This window comes from Vibrio sp. CJQ_6 (genome assembly GCF_043106745.1).
Taxonomy (GTDB): Bacteria; Pseudomonadota; Gammaproteobacteria; order Enterobacterales; family Vibrionaceae; genus Vibrio; species Vibrio furnissii.
Window position 1 is genome coordinate 17227 of the sequence record NZ_JBICMV010000027.1, and the last position, 19406, is coordinate 36632.

13 protein-coding genes are annotated in these 19406 nt (G+C 53.7%); 2 read left to right on the plus strand and 11 right to left on the minus strand.

Annotated features, from left to right (window positions below; genetic code table 11):
• Positions 1-2: 2 nt before the first annotated feature.
• Complete coding sequence (locus ACF8PK_RS14435) at positions 3-941, plus strand: ABC transporter permease (RefSeq protein ID WP_004728363.1); 939 nt, start codon at positions 3-5, stop codon at positions 939-941.
• Between the two features lie 124 nt (positions 942-1065).
• Positions 1066-2013 (plus strand): SPOR domain-containing protein, encoded by a 948-nt coding sequence (locus ACF8PK_RS14440; RefSeq protein WP_392441922.1) that lies wholly within the window; start codon positions 1066-1068, stop codon positions 2011-2013.
• Between the two features lie 105 nt (positions 2014-2118).
• On the opposite strand, the gene ACF8PK_RS14445 is transcribed toward ACF8PK_RS14440, so the two are convergent.
• From ACF8PK_RS14445 to ACF8PK_RS14495, 11 genes are all read right to left on the minus strand, one after another.
• Complete coding sequence (locus ACF8PK_RS14445; protein WP_392441925.1) at positions 2119-4425, minus strand: hypothetical protein; 2307 nt, start codon at positions 4423-4425, stop codon at positions 2119-2121.
• A gap of 214 nt (positions 4426-4639) precedes the next feature.
• On the minus strand, positions 4640-6190 hold the full coding sequence (locus tag ACF8PK_RS14450) for a hypothetical protein (protein WP_392441928.1): 1551 nt from the start codon (positions 6188-6190) through the stop codon (positions 4640-4642).
• Entirely contained in the window at positions 6187-6759 is a 573-nt protein-coding gene (locus ACF8PK_RS14455; RefSeq protein WP_014204133.1) for an ECF-type sigma factor, read from the minus strand. Before ACF8PK_RS14455 ends, ACF8PK_RS14450 begins: the two co-directional genes overlap by 4 nt.
• Positions 6756-8204, minus strand: coding sequence for a chromosome partitioning protein ParA (locus tag ACF8PK_RS14460; RefSeq protein WP_392441932.1), 1449 nt, complete (start codon positions 8202-8204; stop codon positions 6756-6758). Before ACF8PK_RS14460 ends, ACF8PK_RS14455 begins: the two co-directional genes overlap by 4 nt.
• Positions 8201-9538, minus strand: a complete 1338-nt coding sequence (locus ACF8PK_RS14465) for a serine/threonine-protein kinase (RefSeq protein WP_143680949.1) — start codon at positions 9536-9538, stop codon at positions 8201-8203. Before ACF8PK_RS14465 ends, ACF8PK_RS14460 begins: the two co-directional genes overlap by 4 nt.
• Before the next feature lie 198 nt (positions 9539-9736).
• Positions 9737-12865, minus strand: coding sequence for an efflux RND transporter permease subunit (locus tag ACF8PK_RS14470; RefSeq protein WP_238820295.1), 3129 nt, complete (start codon positions 12863-12865; stop codon positions 9737-9739).
• Positions 12866-12868: 3 nt separating this feature from the next.
• Positions 12869-14020: an efflux RND transporter periplasmic adaptor subunit gene (locus ACF8PK_RS14475; RefSeq protein ID WP_392441935.1), complete on the minus strand. Its 1152-nt coding sequence runs from the start codon at positions 14018-14020 to the stop codon at positions 12869-12871.
• Positions 14021-14443: 423 nt separating this feature from the next.
• Positions 14444-16348, minus strand: coding sequence for an FUSC family protein (locus tag ACF8PK_RS14480; protein WP_392441938.1), 1905 nt, complete (start codon positions 16346-16348; stop codon positions 14444-14446).
• 16 nt (positions 16349-16364) lie between these two features.
• Positions 16365-16787 carry a MarR family winged helix-turn-helix transcriptional regulator gene (locus ACF8PK_RS14485; RefSeq protein WP_154180561.1) on the minus strand — a complete coding sequence of 141 codons (423 nt, stop codon included), beginning with the start codon at positions 16785-16787 and terminating at the stop codon, positions 16365-16367.
• 177 nt (positions 16788-16964) lie between these two features.
• Positions 16965-18320 carry a glutathione-disulfide reductase gene (gene gorA / locus ACF8PK_RS14490; RefSeq protein WP_014204128.1) on the minus strand — a complete coding sequence of 452 codons (1356 nt, stop codon included), beginning with the start codon at positions 18318-18320 and terminating at the stop codon, positions 16965-16967.
• A gap of 144 nt (positions 18321-18464) precedes the next feature.
• Positions 18465-19304 (minus strand): 23S rRNA (adenine(2030)-N(6))-methyltransferase RlmJ, encoded by an 840-nt coding sequence (locus ACF8PK_RS14495; protein ID WP_392441941.1) that lies wholly within the window; start codon positions 19302-19304, stop codon positions 18465-18467.
• Positions 19305-19406: the final 102 nt, after the last annotated feature.

A 19406-nucleotide genomic window follows, 5' to 3' on the forward strand; every position in this document is an offset into this window, starting at 1 on the left:
TCATGAGTCAAGTAGCTGCTGCTCCTTCACGTTGGGAGCGTTTTAAACAATCGGATTTTCTGTACTACTTCTTGCGCGACAAAGTGGCGATGTTCAGCTTCGCTGTCTTTATGGTGGTGCTGGTGGTCTCTTTGGTGTCGCCGCTGGTGGCGCCGACCAACCCGTATGATTTGTCGTCGATCGACATCATGGACTCCGAGCTGCCGCCATCGTGGATGGAAGATGGCGACGCGCGTTTCCTGTTGGGGACGGATAACCAAGGGCGCGATATTTTATCAACCATTTTGTACGGCTCACGTTTGTCGCTGACCATCGGCTTTTTGGCGGTGGGGCTGCAACTGTTCCTCGGCATTGTGATTGGCTTGTCTGCGGGTTACTTCGGTGGCCGTATCGACAGCTTCCTGATGCGTTTTGCGGACGTGCAGTTGTCGTTCTCGACCATGATGGTGGCGATCATTGTTTCGGCCATTTTCAAGGCCAGCTTTGGCAGTGAGTTCTTCAGTGAATACGCGGTGATCATGCTGGTGGTGATCATCGGGGTGGCGGAATGGCCGCAGTATGCGCGGACCATTCGTGCGTCGGTATTGGCCGAGAAGAAGAAAGAGTATGTCGAAGCGGCACGCGTGATGGGCTTTAAATCGCCACGCATCATGTTCCGCCATATTCTGCCTAACTGCTTGTCACCGATTCTGGTGATCTCGACTGTGCAGGTGGCAAACGCCATCATGTCGGAAGCGGCACTTTCTTTCCTCGGATTGGGGTTGCCGGTTGACCAACCATCGCTTGGCTCGCTGATCAGTATCGGTTTTAACTACATCTTCTCGGGGTCTTGGTGGATCACCATCTTCCCGGGGATCGTGCTGGTGACACTGGTGTTGGTGATCAACCTACTCGGCGACTGGTTGCGTGATGTATTTAACCCAAAAATCTACAAAGGTTGATCAGAGTCGATTGATTTTGTTCATATAATCTACCTAAACTAAGAGTCGTAAGTGATTACGGCTCTTTTTTTGCATCTGTCACTGAACATTGAGCCATAACCATTGTCACTAGAATAGGATAACCATGGATATGAGAGTGGTCGTGATGCCTAAAGTCACCCATCGAGTTCTATTAAGCCTGTCTTGTTGTGCCGTGCCTTTCGTTACTTTACCGGCGCACGCCAAGGATTTTCTGTGCGATGCGACACAAGCATCAAGTCAGCAGTTGCCCGTACTGGATAAAGCTTGTCCGATCGGTCAAGGCTTATGGGGGAACTCGGCCCCAAAAGGCAAGGAATCAAATTTCTGGATTCAGTGTGGTTTGCTGGCGGAACCGCTGTCAGTCGACAAAGCCAAAGTGCTGTATCAAAACATGTCGACCGATGTATGGATGAAGCCGGAAGTCAAAGGCCAACGGTGTTTAATTGGTCCGTACACCGATTATGCCAAAGCGAAACGCGATCTCGCTGGTGTGCGCAGTGTGCCGGGTTACAAAGAAGCCTTTATCCGTGAAGTGCGAAAATCGGGTTCGGTGACGGCGCCCGTTGCGAAAAAAACGGCGACGTCAGCACCCCGTACGCCCGCCGCAGCGCCGAAAAAAGTGACCCAACCGGCGCCCGTTCAAGCCGCGCCAGCGCCAGTCAAGGCCACCGCAACGGTACCGAGTCAAACACGCCCCACGCCCCCCAAAGCGGCTAATGGCGATGTACTGCTGCGCCATCAAACCACGTTGAATGGCCTCACGTACGCAGTGCCATACACCATGGCGGACAACGTGCAGTTCTACATGGAACACAATTTGGCGTGGAACCGTTTGAGCTACGATGGGGCAGAAAAGCTGTGCCGGAGCCAAGGCATGCGCTTGTCGACCGAAGAGGAGTGGAAACAACTGCTCAACTCGAAAGTGATGGAAAACGAACAGTGGCCGGTCTATTTGCCCTATTGGGGATTCAACAAGAAAGGTTTGTTTACCAACGGCAAGATCACCAACCTCAAAGGCACGTCGCTGCTGAATGTGTTGTGTGTTCAGTAACGGAACGCCACATTGGCTGAGCCATATCAGCCCGATGACATAGAAAAAGGCCGAATCTGAGATTCGGCCTTTTGGTGATCACTTGCGGTGACTCGCGTCGCGTGATTAATCTTTAGAGATTGGCAAGGATTCCACGACCGCATTCATCAACGCTTTGTCTTCGCTAAAGAGGCGGAAGAACGGTGCCGATTGGTATAGATACTGCGCTTCTTCATCCCAACCCATGGAAATGTAGAAGTCACCAAAATCGCGGTACACATAGCGAATTCGTGTTTTTTGGTCTTCTTCTGTTTCGATAAACTCAGCGTAGCTGTAGCCTTGCTCATCGGTTGAAATCGACCACGTCCCCGGCGTATAGAATCCCGTTGGCAGAACCGAGTTGGTTTCAAACTCACCTTCGGTCAGTTGGTTCTCTGCGTATGAGTAGCTCAGCTCTGGGCCATCCAACGCTTCAATGAACTCTTTACCCGCTTCGACGAACATCTGGTATTCCGTCACACCCGCGTAAACTTTGGTCTCTGCCGCAATCTGGTTGGCGAACTTAGTCGACGTTCCGTCCAACCAGAACAGTTCTTGGCTGCCCACTTGAATCAGGAATTGGTCGCCATCGGTGTTTTGGTACAACACCTTGGCCTCAAAACCATCGACGTTGCTCAAAGAACCATCGCTTTGCAGCTCGACGCTCCAACAATCTTTATCCGCCGCTTGCACGTACGTGCCGCTCACTTCGTCCAGTTGGGCTAGACGATCAAACGCGGTTTCGTTGTTCCACATGTTGGTGTCACTGATGTTGGTTTTGTATGGGTCACTTTGTGCATCCGTTCCCCAACACATTTGCAGTTGACCATCGTTGTTGAGTAGCGCCGCGTAACCTACTTCGCCATCGATGTCAGCAAAGCTGCCCATTTTCCACTCTTGGTTGTTGAACTGCTTGAGGGTAAAACCAAGTTCTGGTGTTTCTGGCTCTGGTTCCACGCCGTCCATAATTTCAGGCAAAGTGAAGCTGGCGCTCACTTTGGCGGCTTCGTTATCTAGGCCGTAAACCACAAACGTTTGTCCGGCTGGGTAGGCCTTGTTGGGTGTCCCAGCAATCGTGACCACGGCTTGGCTGGCATCCACGTTGATGCTGAGGCCGTCTGCGCTGATGGTGCCGACTTGGTAGTCGCTGATGGTGCCATCGCTGTCGCTAAATAGGCCCGCTAGGCTTAATGTCTGCTCGAACGCGACCCCTTGTTGGAGTTGCCATCCATCGACGATCGCTTGCAATTGCTCTTGTGTGTCTTCTTCCACAACAGGCAGTTGGTTGGTCGAGGTAATGGTGAGCGTCAAAACTACCTGAAGGGGAGAGGTCAGCGTCTCACCTTGTGAATCCACATCGTTGGCTTGCAAGGTGATGGTGAATGAACCGCTTGCCGCGACTGGGTTGACCGCGCCCAGTTGGAGTGTGTTGTTCGAGACACTGACAGAAATACCGGTGTCCCCCAGTTGCGTGGTGCTTGTGCTGACGGTTGGGGTGGTATTGTCTTTATCATTGAACAGGCCGTCGAGCGCCAGCGAAAGGCCCGCAAAGCTCTCGTTTTTCGCAAGGGCGGCTGCACTGAGCTGCAATTGCAGTGATTCTGCGACGGTTTTATCCACCGTCAATTTGTAGTTCAACTGCGTGCTGGCGTTGTTGCTGTCATCGACGGTGATCACCGGTTTGTAGGTGTTGGACGTCAACTGCTCGTCATCCATGCTTTCCACTTGCGTTTGCGCTGCCGCCACGATGGTGGCCGCTTGAGCATGGTAGTTGTCACCCGCCACGGCTTTCGATTCTGTCAGGATCTGCGCGGTTTTGTGCAGTTTGCTGTTGGCCTTATCACCAGACACAAAGTCACTGTAGACGTCGTCGACTTGATCGGAAATCCCAAGGCTCACGGCGACACTGGTTTTCGCGGCTTCTTCATCTCCGCCGTTGCTGCTCATTTCAATCGCCACCAAATCGGTGATCGGCGAAATCACGGTAGATGAGCTAGGGGCACGGAAGACGACTTCATGGGTCATCACCTGATCAGCATTATCCGAATCGTAGGTGTAGATGCCCACGTATTTTGAGTTGTAGTTTGCCAATGCAGTTTGCGCAGTCCCGCCCGGGATCAGGGTTTGCAGGGCAAGTGAGCCGCTGATTTCGGTGTCGGCCGGTAACGTGTATTGACCGTTCTCATCGGTTAAATCGAAAATCGTATCGGTGCCGATGGTGAGCACGCCATCGTTGTTGGTGTCATCGAACACAACCGCCTGATAGAAGTAACCATCGAATGCGGTGATGGTGGTACCTTGCGCCGCGGTCTCGCCGCTGCTGCCATCAGAACCACCGCCACAGCCACTCAATGCCATCGCCACTGACACTGCCAGTAAAGTCATTTGTTTCATTATTATATCCCTGTCGATTTCAAATCAGATCGCTGACACATTGTTATTCCGCACTGCCACTGCTGAGTACGGAACGAAATACGTTGTGGGCAACTTTCTACCTGTTTGAATTCGCGCTTTCAATATACGGAAATTAAATAAAAACCCGTAAAATAATTTATTTTTTTATGATTCATGCGATGTGTGACAACGATGAACAAATAAGCATCAGCGGTTAGTGCACCGGTTGGCGATAAATCAGGTTGATTTTGAACGTTTCCAATAAATGGGCATATTCCGGCCGCGGGCGCAAAATGTAGGTGTATATTTCGCCATCTAACGGGATGTCGTATTCGGAATATTCCAGATCGGAGGACAAATTGGTCAGGCGCTGCGGGTTTTGATATTCAAAGCAGGCAGGCGGATAGTTGCCATAATAATCCCCCGAAAAGACCATCAAGGTTTGCTGATATTCCGTCATGCCCGTCAGTGAGGAGAACGCAAAATACGGTTCAAACTGGCGACACGATAAGTTGCCAACTTCAGCGGTAATATTTAAGTCGGAATCTGCAGGTTGATAATAGTCCGGATTATCGAGGCGGCGGTTATAGATGTAATTCATCATGCTCACCCAGTAATAATGGTGTTGTTCATTCAGCATCAGGTAGTCAAACCGGCTCGTTTGATACAAATATTGGCCGGTTGTGACGTTGAGGCGCGCTTCGGCAGCGGCCGGGACGTCCATCAAGGTGTCGGTTTCATAGCGGTCACCGTTGTAGCTGGTGACCAGAAAATTCGTCCCCGACCCCATTCGCGCGGTGTAGCTTTGTCGAAACGTCCAGCGCATGAAGGTGTTGGAGTCGAGGTCGAAATCAATGTCTTGAGGGCGTCGTTGGTAATAGCCCACCTTTTTAAAGTCACTTGGCGTTGGGCAAGTGAGGCGGCTTTGGCTCATGGCATACAACACCGTGCCATGGTCGAGATAGAACCCTTCGCAATACAGGACGTCGAAGTCATAGCGTTTTCCACCCAATTCGCGGGTGGTGTGAATGCGATATAAATACTTGTTCTCCAGCTGTTGGCTGTCTTGTTGCTCTTCGACATCAATGTTGGCGAGAGTAAAACTCACGCTTTGCCACGCGTCTTCCTGATGGTGGTCGTCGTTGGCTTCGATCAATACCGTGACGGCGCTTAAGTCCGGTTCAACGAGGCCGTTGAGTGTCAGAGACTGCGCCAGTGCCAACTTGAGCGAACGACTGTTGATGGAGACACGGTAAGTGATTAAATCTCCTTCCGGATCGCGAAACAAATCATCGATGTTGATCTGGTAATGCGCCGAATCGGTGGTGCTGAGTTGCCACGTTGCCATGTCCTCGCTGATGCGCTGGTAAGCTTGTTGATTGAGTTCAGGCGGTTGATTGGGGGGCTCGTCGTTGGCGAGTGCATGTTCGCCTGCGCTGATGATGATCTCGGTGCCGATGCCGCTGGACAGCAATGCCTCCAGTGGTGTCTCTTCCTCGGCGGCGTCTGGCAATGGTGCGGTGGGCCGTGGCGTGGCATCCAAGTCGCGCTGGGCGTTGTCAGGATCGGCTGCCGATGAGGCGCGCGGGCTTGGGGCGGCCGAGTCGGTCAAATTCAAAGCGTCACTGCGCGCCGCCTGAGGGCGTGCTTGGGATAGGGCGGCCTGAATGGCGCGCTCGATGGTATCGAGCGGGTTGGAGTGACTCGGCCAGCATAACCACACGCCGAGTACTGTGGAGACGAGGGGCAGCAGTAGGCGCATCATGAACTAAGTCTCGATTGAAACCAACACAGCGCGAATTTGAGATCTTTTTCAATCAGGCTGCGGCTGCACTCGAGCAGCTCACTGATTTCATCGATTTTCATGCCAATCAGGTATTTCAGCTTTAAGGCGTTGGATTGGCGTGGGTAGCGCGCGCTAAAGGTGTCCAACGTTTTGTCCATGATGATCAGTTGTTCAAATGACGCAGCGGCGTTTTTCTCGGCCACTACCGTGACGGGCAGGCGTTTTTGTGCCTGCTTATGACGGGCATGATCAATCAAAATTTGACGCATGATTTTGGCTGCTTTGAGATAAAAGTCGCGGCGGTGATGAACATCATCCAGCGTCGATTGTGATAAACGCAAATAGGCTTCATGCACCAAGGCGGTGGTGCTGTGAATGCTGTCGTTGATGACGGGATTGCCATCGCCGTATTTGCTGATGTTGCGGGTTTGCTCTTGCTCGGCCAAACGGCGTAAATGGGCATAGGCGATGCGGTATAGCTCGCTCTCGGCACGTTTGTCACCTTGTTTCCAGTGATGCAGCACTTGGGTAAAAGGGGTGTGGTTCATTGGCTGTCCTTATGTTGCCGTGTGAATTCGTCGACGCTGAGGGTCTGCATCGACTCTTGCCCATCCATGGCACGATGTTTTCGTTGTTGATAGCGATAGAGAATGCCTTGATCCCATTGCGCGCCCGCGGGCAGGTATTCCCAGCTGGTGTATTGGGGGCCGCGTTGAGGGTCAAACCAGGTCACCGTGAGGTTGAGGTCGGCCAGGGTCAGTGCCGACGCGTTGGTGTTCAGCCACCACATGTCTTTGTACTCAGCGGTCACGTCCTGTGAGTAAGCGCTGGGCTGCTCAGGGCATTGCGTGGTGCCGGTTGGTCCCCGCAACACCGCATGTGGGCCGACTTTCAAACATTGATGCGCCATGCCCGAAGCAAGGTAGCGGGTGCGTAACCAGATCCCTTGATACGGGATGTGATCCCCTTTGCCTGTGGGGTAGGTGAACCACATCATCTCACTGCGATTGCTGTGGCGGACGTTGGAGGTGTGGCCCAAGCCTTGTGCTTTTTCCATATACAGCTGTGTGGTCGGGTCGAAGTTCATCGCGATGGTGCGGTACTTCCAATCCCCGTCGTCGTCAAAGTCTTCAATATAGAAGCCGTTCAAATCGTTACGCGTGCAGCCGTGCCGGGCGCAGCCAATCAAGCCGCCTTTAAACGAAAAATCATCCAGCGGGGTCGATTGCATTTGGCGCAACCCATGTTCCGGTCGCAATTGGCAGCCGTTGAAGAAGTCCCCCAACGCCGGGTATTCGATCAGCGTGTTCCCACGAACCGCAAAGCGGACGATGCCCACCGGGCGGTGGTAATTCGGGTGATTAGCGCGGTCGAGGTTATAGGCGCAAATTTTGCCCTGCCAGTCTTTTTTCGGCACCAGGGTACTTTCAAACTGCACGCCGAGTGGGCGGTAGACGATTTGATCCGACGTGAAGTTGTCGGTGATGTATTGCTGGCTTTGGGTCAGGTGTTCGATGGCTTCGCGGGCGGAAACCAAGGGTAAATCCAGTTCGTCGAGGTGCTCGTCGATGAACGACAAATCAATCTGCTTAAGTTGCTGCAGAAATTTTTTATCCGTTAAGGCATCGCTGAGCAGTTTGATCTCAGCGTTGTTTTGTGGCGTCGCGTCGAGGGTCAGTAACAGCCGAGTCATGTTGATGCTGCGGTTGACCTGCGTGCTGGCTTGCGTGGGTGTGATGACCTCCTGCCCGCTGAGCGTACTGAGTAGGTATCCGTTGTCATCTTGACCGAGGTAAAAATAGATGATGTCACCCGGCCGGTATGAAAATTTCCCTTGGTGCGTGGTGCCACTCAGCCCCGACGTGGTTTTATAAAATAGACCCGTGACCGGCGCGTCAATGAAGTGGCCTTCCCGCGTCTCGGCGTTCGCCAACACAGGAGGGAGGGAAAGGAGGCCGAACATCAGCCAAAACAGGGCAAATCGGGTGGTCATGGTTTCGTCGTCGCGGTGGAATCGGCCAAGGCCGTGTCATCGGGTGGTGTAGGAACCGGCGTGATCAACGCCAGCAGCATTTTTTGTTTGATGTGCTGGGGTAAGTCGGGGTTGGAGAGCACGCGTAAGCGCGTGATGGCCAACATGGCTTCAATGGTCAAGGGTTGATCGTGGGAGTCTTTGCTGTGAAACAGCAGCTGCGTGAGTTCAAACAGCATGTTCTCGGAGATTTTCTTCTCTTGTGAGAGCTGGTGGTTTTTGTCCACCACGGCGTAAGTAAAGCTCGCCCCTGATGCCAAGAGTAGCGAGACCAGCAAGCAATAAAATGGCCGCCGCTGTATCAAGCGACGCAGGACATACACCGGTTGATGCTGCTTGAGTGAGATCGGTCGCAGCGCCAGAATGTGTTCTAAGTCGTGGCGCAGGTCGCCAACGCTGAGATAGCGCTGCTCAGCTTGAGGGGCGATGGCTTTCTCCACCACGTGTTGCAAATCCGAGTTGGCGCGTAGCCTTGGAAACAAACACTGCAGAATCTTGCCCAATGAATAGACGTCGCTTTGCTGCGTCAGGTAGTCCCCTTGCTTTTGCTCTGGGCTGGCGTATTGATCACTAAACGCCAAAAGTGACGAGTCCTCGTTGGGCAACGTATTCTGCTTGAGCTTCTGCGTCAGGTTGAAGTCGATGAGCTTCGGCTGACGCGCTGCATCAATCAGTATATTTTCCGGCTTGAGGTCGGCGTGCAGAATGTGGTGGTCATGGGCGTGCTCAACTGCCTGACACACCTGAATGAAGAGTTTGAGTTTCTCTTGAACCGATAACGTCTGCTGCTGAAGATACGCATCCAGCGTTTGCCCCTCAATACGCTCCATCACGATATACACCTGATCGCGAAACAGGCCGCCATCGTAAACTTTCGCGATGCCGGGGTGGTTGAGGCGCGCCAGAATCTGCGCTTCGGTAAACAGCGCCCGTTGGTCGAGGTGGTGCACGATATGGGGCTGAATCAGCTTGATGGCCAGTTGCTGTTCATAGGTGTTGTCATCACGCGTGGCAGAATAAACCAACCCCAAGCCGCCACGCCCAATCTCTTGATGCAGGCGATATTTGTCGATGACTTGGCCGCTGTAATCGTAGTGGTCTTGCACCCAGTCGTTGGCGTGCTGGGTGAACACATGCGCTAGCTGAGTGGTTTGTAGCTGATGAATCAAGGGGAGCACTTGCGCATGTAAGGCGGGCTTCTGTTGGCGAAGCTGGCCGAGTGCGGCCGTTTGTTCAGCGTCAGTGAGATCAAGCCAATCATAAAAAAATTGGGTTGGAGAGTCAGTCGAGCACACGGATTTGTTCAGAATGGATCGTAATGCGCCGTAGTGTATCGAAAATGTGTGTAAAAGGTGAAATATTTCTTAATCTTGGTACGTTTTGTTGCGGAAAAACTAAGCAATACGGGTGAAATTCATCACTGAGCAGAATGAAATAAAAAAGCCACTGACCCGCTTGCGCGGATCAGTGGCGAGGGTTCGCTTGTGTGTCTCTTAAGCGTCGGTTGGAATCTTATGCGGTTTGGTGCGGAACAGTTTCATCACCATCACAAAGAACACCGGTACGAAGAAGATCGCCAGTATGGTCGCGGCCAACATACCACCGACCACACCCCAGCCAATCGCGTTACGGCTGGCAGCACCTGCACCGGTACTCAGTGCCAGTGGCAGTACGCCGAGGATGAACGCGAACGAGGTCATCATGATCGGACGCAAACGCATTCGACACGCTTCGACCGTTGCGTGCACCAGATCCATGCCGTCGTCATACAAGTCTTTGGCAAACTCCACGATCAAGATGGCGTTTTTCGCCGACAGACCGATGGTGGTCAACAGACCCACTTGGAAGTAGATGTCGTTCGAGAGCGACTTCATCGTCGCTGCTGCAATCGCACCAAAGACGCCCAGTGGCACCACCAAGATGATGGAGAACGGGACGCTCCAACTTTCGTACAACGCAGCCAGGCTGAGGAATACGATTAAGATAGACAAGGCGTATAGGAACGGCGCTTGTGAACCGGTTTGGACTTCTTGGTACGAGGCGCCCGTCCATTCTAGGCCAATGCCTTCCGGCAGTTGCTTCACAATGTCCAGAATCGCCTGCATGGCATCACCGGTACTCTTACCTGGCGCAGCGGAACCTTGAATGTTCACGGCCGGTACGCCGTTAAAGCGCTCCAGACGAGGTGAACCAAAGGTCCATTCGGTGGTGGCAAAGGCATCAAACGGCACCATGTCGCCATCGGCGTTCGCCACATGCCACAAGCTCAGGTCATCTGGATTCATGCGGTAAGGTGCATCGGCTTGTACGTACACTTTCTTCACACGACCGTTGTCGATGAAGTCGTTGACGTAGCTCGAACCCAGCGCTGTTGACAGGGTGGAGTTGATGTCAGATACGGACACACCCATGGCCATCGCTTTTTCGTAGTCGATATCAATGCGGAACTGTGGCGTATCTTCCATACCGTTCGGGCGTACCTGAGTCAGGTTCGGGTTAGAACCGGCCATGCCCAAGAGCTGGTTACGTGCTTCGATCAGTTTGTCGTGACCCAAGTTCGCAGTATCGGTCAAGTAGGCATCAAAACCACTCGCGCTACCCAAACCTTGAATGGCGGGCACGTTGAACGAGAAGATTTGCGCTTCTTTGATTGGGGCAAACGCCGGATAAGAGCGTCCAACCACAGCATCTACCGATAGCGCCGGATCCGTCCGTTCACTCCAGTCTTTGAGACGCACGAACGCCATCCCCATGTTCTGACCTTGACCGGCGAAACTAAAGCCAGCCACGGTAAACACCGATTCAACCGCGTCTTTTTCATCTTCTTGGAAGTGTTTACGCACTTTGCCCATCACTTCCAGCGTTTGTTCTTGTGTGGCACCCACAGGCAATTGAACAATCGACAAGAAAATACCTTGGTCTTCTTCCGGTACAAAGGAAGTCGGCAGGCGTGTCCACAACGTGGCGAGTACACCAACGATCACGATGTACGCCAGCATGTAGCGCACGCGGTGGTTTACACCACGATTCACCGTGTTCTGGTAGCTCTCGGTGCCGCGATCAAACCATGTGTTGAACCAAGCCAGCGGGCCGCGTTTTACGTGGTGCGCTTCGCCTTTCTTGATTGGTTTGAGCAAGGTCGCACACAGGGCTGGCGTCAGAATCATTGCCACCAGGACCGACAGGACCATCGACGAAACAATGGTCAGCGAGAACTGACGATAAATCGCCCCCGCGGCGCCCCCGAAGAAGGCCATCGGAATGAATACCGCACTCAGGACCATCGCGATCCCCACCAGCGCGCCGGTGATTTGCCCCATCGATTTACGCGTCGCTTCACGCGGTGACAGCCCTTCTTCGCTCATCACCCGTTCCACGTTCTCAACCACCACGATCGCATCGTCCACCAGCAAGCCGATGGCGAGGACCAGACCAAACATGGTCAACGTGTTAATCGAGAAGCCAAACGCCGCCATTACCCCGAAGGTCCCCAACAGAACCACCGGAACGGCGATGGTTGGGATCAAGGTGGCGCGGAAGTTTTGTAGGAACAGGTACATCACCAAGAAGACCAGCACAATCGCTTCCATCAGCGTGTGCACCACTTCCTCAATCGAGATTTTTACGAATGGGGTGGTATCGTATGGATACACCACTTCGATGTTCGATGGGAATGTGGGTTGCAGTTCGGCCAGACGCGCTTTCACCGCATCGGCGGTTTCCAGTGCGTTGGCACCGGTGGCCAGTTTCACTGCAATACCAGAAGCGTATTTGCCGTTGTACAGCGCAACCGCTTGGTAATCTTCAGCGCCCAGTTCCACACGCGCCACGTCTTTGAGACGAATTTGCGCGCCGTCGGTGTCCACTTTCAGCAGAATGTTTTCAAACTGTTTGACGGTGGTAAAACGGCTTTGTGCAGTAATGGTCGCGTTCAGCTGTTGACCTTCAAGCGCGGGTGTGGCGCCCAACTGGCCCACAGAAACTTGCGTATTCTGTGCGCTGATGGCGGTTTTCACTTGCGCTGGTGTTAGCTGGAAGTTGTTGAGTTTATTTGGGTCGAGCCAGATACGCATCGCGTGCTGCGCACCGAACACCTGAACTTCACCCACCCCTTGTACACGGCTGAGCGGGTCTTTGACCTGCGACACCATGAAGTCGGCGATTTCGGTGTTGTCCATGCTGCCGTCGTTAGAAATAAAGCCTACCACCATCAAAAATGAGCTGGAGGACTTCGCGACGGTGATCCCTTGTTGGGTCACTTCGGTCGGTAGCGTTGCTTCCGCCAAAGACAGCTTGTTCTGTACTTGAACCTGCGCGATATCGGGATCGGTACCTGATTCAAACGTCAGTGTGATGCTAAAGTTACCCGCAGAGTCACTGGTGGCCGACATGTACAAGAGATTGTCGATACCATTCATGTTCTGTTCGATGGTCTGCGTCACGCTGTTTTCCACCGTTTCCGCAGAGGCTCCTGGGTATGAACCGGACAACGACACTGCTGGGGGTGCGATATCCGGGTATTGCGAGACGGGCAGTGTCATGATTGACAGCACACCGGCCAGCATGATGATTATGGCGATCACCCACGCAAAGATGGGGCGATCTATGAAAAATCGAGCCATATCTTATTGTTCCTTAGAGGCTTCCAGGACGTTCGCGGTCACCGCGCTGCCCGCATGAACTTTTTGCAGGCCTTTGACAATCACAAGATCACCTGCGTTCAAACCCGAATCAATCAACCATTGGTTGCCAATCGCACGGCTGGCGACCACTGTGCGGCTTTCCACTTGGTTTTGATCGTTAACGACGAATACGGACGCCTGACCACGCGCATCGCGGCTGACGGCCGATTGCGGGATCAAAATGCCGTTGTCACGATATTCGGTCGGTACCGCTGCACGCACATACAAACCCGGCAGCAGGAACTGATCGGGGTTCGGAATGGTGGCGCGCACGTTGACGGTGCCGGTTTTCTCGTTGACAGACACTTCGGCAAATTGCAGCGTAGCGCGTTGCTCGATTGGCGTACCATCATCCAAGAACAGTTTGATGCCAGCGAGTTCCTGATTCTCTTTACCCGCAGACTGGCGCAGTTTCAGCAGTTCATTACTTGGCTGAGAAAGGTCGACGTACAGTGGATCCAGTTGCTGAATGGTAGCCAGCGCATTGGTTTGGTTGGCAGTCACCAGCGCACCTTCAGTAATCAGGGTACGACCGATACGACCGGAAATCGGCGCGGTAATTTTGGTGTAATCCAGATTGATTTGCGCTGAATTGACGTTCGCTTTAGACGCTTCTACAGAAGCCAAGGCTTCTTTGTAGCTCGCTTGAGCATCTTCGTAATCTTGTTGGCTGACCGATTTTTTGGCCACCAGTTCACGGTAGCGTTTCGCTTGAAACTCTGCCTGAGCCAGGGTGGCTTCTGATTTCGCCAGATTCGCTTTGGCACTCGCCAATGCGGCTTTGTAAGTGGACGGATCGAGTTCAAAGAGCACCTCGCCCTTGTTCACCATGCTGCCTTCAACGAACAGACGATTGGTCACAATGCCACTCACCTGTGGACGCACCTCCGCAATGCGGTAGGCACTGGTCCGGCCCGGTAGCGTACTGGTGACTTCAACTGGTTGGGTGTTAATTTGAACCACATCCACCGCAACTGGGGGTGGCGCACCATTGCTGGCGGCTTGTGGTGTGGCTTCTGGCTGACATCCAGCAAGCGCAACTGCGGCAACAATTGCGGTCAGCCATTGTTTAGAAAAGGCTTTACCGTCGCCCATAATCTTTCTCTCCTTTACCACTTAGAACGCATTAAGCTCAGTGACTCATGTGGGTATACGTACAATTCAACGCTTTTGATTCACAGGCTCAAATGTCTTTGTGAGAACGCTATTTAATCGCAAGGCCGCTCGAAAGGATAATGTAACCCTAGTTAACAATGGGTTAAGAATCGTCATGAATCGGCTGCTGACTGAACTCTGTCATTTATTGCACAAATGGACAAGCGAATTTTACTATACAGTTGGATAATTAACTACAGAAGTTTATTTCCCGTACAAAATTGGCTCATGATTGTCGCATTGAATGCATGATGATGCATGCGCAAATTTTATCCATTGGCGATTTTTTCATCGATGAGAATGACATGACGCGATCAAAAAAGCGATGCCGGAAAACCGAACATCGCTTGTGTGGGCTGGGGGTTAGCGGCGTTTGAGCCGTTGCCAATGCGGCTGCACGTGTTTCAGCCCATCGGCGGCACGGCGCGCCATCCTTGCCGGTTGCGGCGTGCGTTGGTGCTCTTGCGTGGCGTAACGATTGAGCAGGGCAATCGTCGCTTGCGGCGAGTCACGCAGCGCACGTTCTAGCCGTTGCAACCACACATGATGACGTTGTTGATGGTACGTGCTGGTACTGTGGGTCGCGATCTGCTGCCAATGCTGAATGCATTGGCCCAGCATGATCAGAGTCAGGCCACTTTCGCCATGTGCGGCCCAATTGAGGCCATTTTTTCGCGTGATGGCAATCAACTTGAGCACACGATGCTTCATGCGCGCTTGCCAGAAGTGAAAGGGGATTGCATGTTGAATCAGGGTGGGCAGTGCATGCCACATGGCATCCATCAAACGTTGTTGGCGGCGCAACAAGTTGGTGGGGAAAATCAGTTTAAATGCCAGCAGCGCTAACATGGGGCCAGCGATGACCGCCAGCGACATGGTGATGGCGTGCGCAGCATCGGCGCTGTAGGGTTGGTGCGGCTGCGACATCAACAAGAAAATCATAAAGTAGTCCATCGACCCCGAACTGAGGCGGCGATGGGCAAACGGCACCACGCCCAGCAGAATCAGCGGCACCATCATTAGCAGCATCTGCAATTCATTGGCCGCCATCGGCCACAGCACCAACTGACAAATCAGGTTCGACATGCCGCCGACAATCTGCCACCAGAAGATATGCGTCATGATCAGCGCTGGGTTTTCAAAGGTGGAGAACAGCGTCACCATCACTGATGCTCCCAGTAGCACGTACGCGCCAATTGGCGATCCGGTCCATGCCCAACCGAGGCCCAGCAACACCATTAAACTGGTGGTGCGATACATGGCCTGCGTGGCGCCAACCCAGTCGCGGTGGAGCACCACTTTGCCGGTCGCAGCAGTGATCTCCAGTTTGCCTGATTGACGAAACGTCTTGCGGCCTTGCAAGGCTTGGCTCAGTTCATTCAACGCTTGTGACAGCAGCAAATCGTCGCACTCTTCATCGGCGCGTTGCAAATGCACCACCACCTGATCGAGCGGCGATTGCAGTTCGTGCGCGTTGATGGCGTGTTGAATCTCGCGCAGGAAAGCACTGTGGTTGACGCGCGAACCTTGGTTCATCAGCCAAGTCAGTATCGAGATCAGGGCAAACACCACCGAACGCAGGGTTTGTACCGCGCGGCGTGAACGAATTGACCCGACGCTATGCGGATCCAGCGCTTCTTCAATCTGCGCGGCTTCCAGCATCAAATGTTCCAAGGGCTGAGAGAGAGGTTGTTGCCGAGAATGCTGGGTGAGCGCTTGCAAGACCGCAATGGTGAGCGAGCGCACGCGCCACACCAAGGCATCTTCATCGCTGCGACGGGCAAACAGCAAGCCCACCAACAGCGCGATGAACACCCCGGTCATCACGGTGAGCAAGCGGTCGGTGCCCAGCTCCAGCATGTCGGTTTGATTGGCGGTGCCAAGCAGCGCCACCAGCGAAGCCGAGTAGCCAGACAGCAGCGTCGCGTAACTGAACAGGCCATGAATCACGTTGCCCGCACCGGCGCACAAGCCGACCCACACCGACAGCCCCAGCGCCAGCAGCAAAATGTTGTCCCCGGCGACTGACACCAGCGTGACCCCGACGACCGTACCGACCAGCGTGCCGATAAAGCGGAACAAGCTTTTTTCCAGCAGCATGCCGCGCCCGGGTTGTGAGGCCGCCCAGACGGACATCGCTGCCCATTGCGGGTGCTCTAAACCAAGCGCCCAGCCGACGAACAGCGCCGCGCACGATGCCAGTGCGGTGCGCAGCGCAAACGCTAAGCGACCCGCATCCAAGCCGAGATTTGCAAGTTGAGCGTTCATGGAGTGCCCTCAGTCCTTAATGCTTGAATTTGGTGATGAGGCCGCCAAGCACTTGTCGCATGACCTCAATCTGTTCATCGGATACATCGGCCAACATGTCGGTTTCGATCGCCAGCAGTTCTGCGCGCAGCGACACGACGTGCTCACGCCCGGCTGCGGTGAGAAAAATGCGTTTCGCGCGGCGATCGTACGTATCTGCTTGACGCTCAATCTGGCCTTTTTGTTCGAGCGTATCGAGCAAGCGGACCAAGGTGGAGCCTTCCATGCCAACAGAAGCGGCGAGTTCTTTTTGGCTGATGCCATCGCCAAATTCATCTAAATGCAGCAGCGGGGCCCAACTGATGTCTTTGATGCCCGCTTGCGCCAGACGTTGATCGAGGTGGCGGCGCCACAGTCGCGCCGCGATGGAAAATTGAATACCAAATTTGTGTCGAGACATAATACGTTTGATTGATATAGTTTGAATTCAAACTATATGGATAAATCCGCTGCGGATCAACGCAGAATTGAAGGCCAAGGCTGAAATGCAGGCATAAAAAAGCCCCGCAGTCTCTGCAGGGCATTGATATGTTTGGCATAAGCCAAATGCATGCTTATGGCTTCAGCGGTTGAAGCATTAACGCATGGTCACGAATTCTTCGCTGCCTGTTGGGTGAATCGCCACGACAGCGTCGAAATCGGCTTTGGTGGCGCCCATCTTCATCGCGACGCCAAAGCCTTGAATCATCTCATCGACCGCAAAACCGATGCCATGCAGGCCAACCACGGTTTCTTCTGGCCCTGCGCACACCAGCTTCATTTTGCAAGGCTGACGGTGCTGAGTCACCGCGGTGTACATGGCCGTAAAGCCGGATTGGTACACTTTCACGTTGTCTGCGCCGAATTTCGCGATCGCGTCGGTTTCCGTCAGGCCGATGGTGCCGATGGGCGGGTGGCTGAACACCACGGTCGGCACCAGATCGTAATCCATTTTCGCATCCGGCTTGTTGTTAAACAGGCGCTCAGACAGCTGACGACCCGCTTTCACGGCCACTGGCGTCAGTTCGATGCCGCCTTCCATGATATCGCCGACACAGTAAATGCCGCTAACGTTGGTGGCTTGGTAAGCATCGACTTTGATGTAGCCTTGCGCATTGGTTTCCACACCCGTCGCCGCGAGGTTAATCGCATCGGTCGCTGGGTGACGGCCAATGGCCCAAATCAGGGTATCGACATTGCAGCTTTCGCCGTTTTCTAGATGCAGGGTCAGGCTGCCATCGGCTTCCTTGACCACTTCTTTTGGCACGCTGTGCGTGTGCAGTTGCGGGCCTTCTGCCGCCATCACTTCCACCAAGGTGTCGATGATCATCGGGTCAAAGCTGCGCAGGGGCGACTCTTTACGGCAGAACAGGTGCGTTTCGGTGCCCAGTGCGTTGAGTACGCCCGCGATTTCTACCGCGATGTAACCCGCACCGACGACCGCAACTCGTTTTGGCTGTGCGCTCAGTTCAAAGAAGCCGTTGGAGTCGATACCGAATTCAGCGCCCGGAATATTCGGAATGGTTGGGCGGCCACCGACGGCGATCAGAATGTGATCGGCGGTGTAGTGCTCCCCATTGACTTCCACGGTGTTCGCATCGACGAATTTGGCAAAGCCGCGAATCACTTCGACTTTGTTGTTGCCCAGCACGCGATCGTAAGACTGGTGAATACGACCGATGTACGCCTGACGGCTTTCCACCAGTTTGGCCCAGTCGAAGTGTTTCACGTCCACATCAAAACCGTAATCTGCCGCGTACAGGTTCATCGCTTCTGCGACCTGAGCGCCGTGCCACATCACTTTCTTCGGCACACAGCCGACGTTCACACAGGTCCCGCCAAGATCTTTGGCTTCAATCAGGGCGACTTTGGCGCCGTACATGGCTGCACGGTTGGCTGAGGCGATACCGCCGCTGCCGCCACCGATACAGATATAGTCAAAATGTGTTGCCATTACTTTCTCCAATTTGGGCTCATCGCGAACAGGTTCGCATTCAGCCTCTGTTATGCATATATCCAACGACCTAATCTAGGTTAGTTGGGGGTGGATTGCCAAATTGCAATCCCAGTCGCTGAGTCTTGTTGAGCGGTCGCGACCTTATTCAGGCACAATCCAGTCCACTTTATAGTGACCGGTGGCCGGCGCAATTGCTTCTTTCAGGAACGGCAGAATGCTTTGCATCTGGCTTTCCAGTTTCCACGGCGGGTTGATGACAATCATGCCCGAGGCGGTCATGCCGCGCTCGTTGGTGTCGGGGGACACGCCGAGTTCAATTTGTAAGATTTTGCGAATGCCGAGGCCTTGCAAACCTTCAATCATGTCCTCGATGTCGCAGCGGTTCACCACCGGATACCAGATGGCGTAAATGCCGGTCGCCCAACGCTTGTAGCTTTGCGCGATCGCCTGCACCACATCGCGATACTCTTTGGCGAGCTCATACGGAGGGTCAATCAGCACCAGACCACGGCGCTCTTTCGGCGGCAGGCTGGCTTTCAGGCGGGCAAATCCGTCTTCTTTGAAAATTGCTACTTGGCGATCGCGGTGAAACTCCTGCTCCAGCAGCGGGTAATCGCTCGGATGCAGCTCCGTCAGCACCATGCGGTCATGGCTGCGCAGATGCGCGCGTGCCACACGTGGTGAACCCGGGTAGTAACGCAGCTTGCCATCGTCGTTGAGCGCTTTAATCGCCTCGAGATAGCTGTGAATATCTTCCGGGACTTCGGTTTGTTGCCACAGGCGGGCGATACCTTGTTTGTATTCACCGGTTTTTTCTGACCATTCGTGGGTCAGATCGTAGCGGCCGACACCCGAGTGCGTGTCGTGGTAGACAAAGGGTTTGTCTTTCTGCTGCAGGGCAGACAGGATCAAGCTCTGTACGATGTGTTTCACCACATCCGCGTGGTTTCCGGCATGGAAACTGTGTCGGTAACTTAACAAATTGCGCTCTCTCACCCAAAGCCGGGTGCTGGTCAGTTCAAAAAACAGTTCGCCTGATTATACGCCAGTATTGAAAATTGCTGAACCTGACTATATCTATTA

Coding starts and splice junctions, on each gene's coding strand:
- ACF8PK_RS14435 (WP_004728363.1), top strand. CDS start 3: ATGAGTCAAGTAGCTGCTGCTCCTTCACGTTGGGAGCGTTTTAAACAA.
- ACF8PK_RS14440 (WP_392441922.1), top strand. CDS start 1,066: ATGGATATGAGAGTGGTCGTGATGCCTAAAGTCACCCATCGAGTTCTA.
- ACF8PK_RS14445 (WP_392441925.1), bottom strand. CDS start 4,425: ATGAAACAAATGACTTTACTGGCAGTGTCAGTGGCGATGGCATTGAGT.
- ACF8PK_RS14450 (WP_392441928.1), bottom strand. CDS start 6,190: ATGATGCGCCTACTGCTGCCCCTCGTCTCCACAGTACTCGGCGTGTGG.
- ACF8PK_RS14455 (WP_014204133.1), bottom strand. CDS start 6,759: ATGAACCACACCCCTTTTACCCAAGTGCTGCATCACTGGAAACAAGGT.
- ACF8PK_RS14460 (WP_392441932.1), bottom strand. CDS start 8,204: ATGACCACCCGATTTGCCCTGTTTTGGCTGATGTTCGGCCTCCTTTCC.
- ACF8PK_RS14470 (WP_238820295.1), bottom strand. CDS start 12,865: ATGGCTCGATTTTTCATAGATCGCCCCATCTTTGCGTGGGTGATCGCC.
- ACF8PK_RS14475 (WP_392441935.1), bottom strand. CDS start 14,020: ATGGGCGACGGTAAAGCCTTTTCTAAACAATGGCTGACCGCAATTGTT.
- ACF8PK_RS14480 (WP_392441938.1), bottom strand. CDS start 16,348: ATGAACGCTCAACTTGCAAATCTCGGCTTGGATGCGGGTCGCTTAGCG.
- ACF8PK_RS14485 (WP_154180561.1), bottom strand. CDS start 16,787: ATGTCTCGACACAAATTTGGTATTCAATTTTCCATCGCGGCGCGACTG.
- gorA (WP_014204128.1), bottom strand. CDS start 18,320: ATGGCAACACATTTTGACTATATCTGTATCGGTGGCGGCAGCGGCGGT.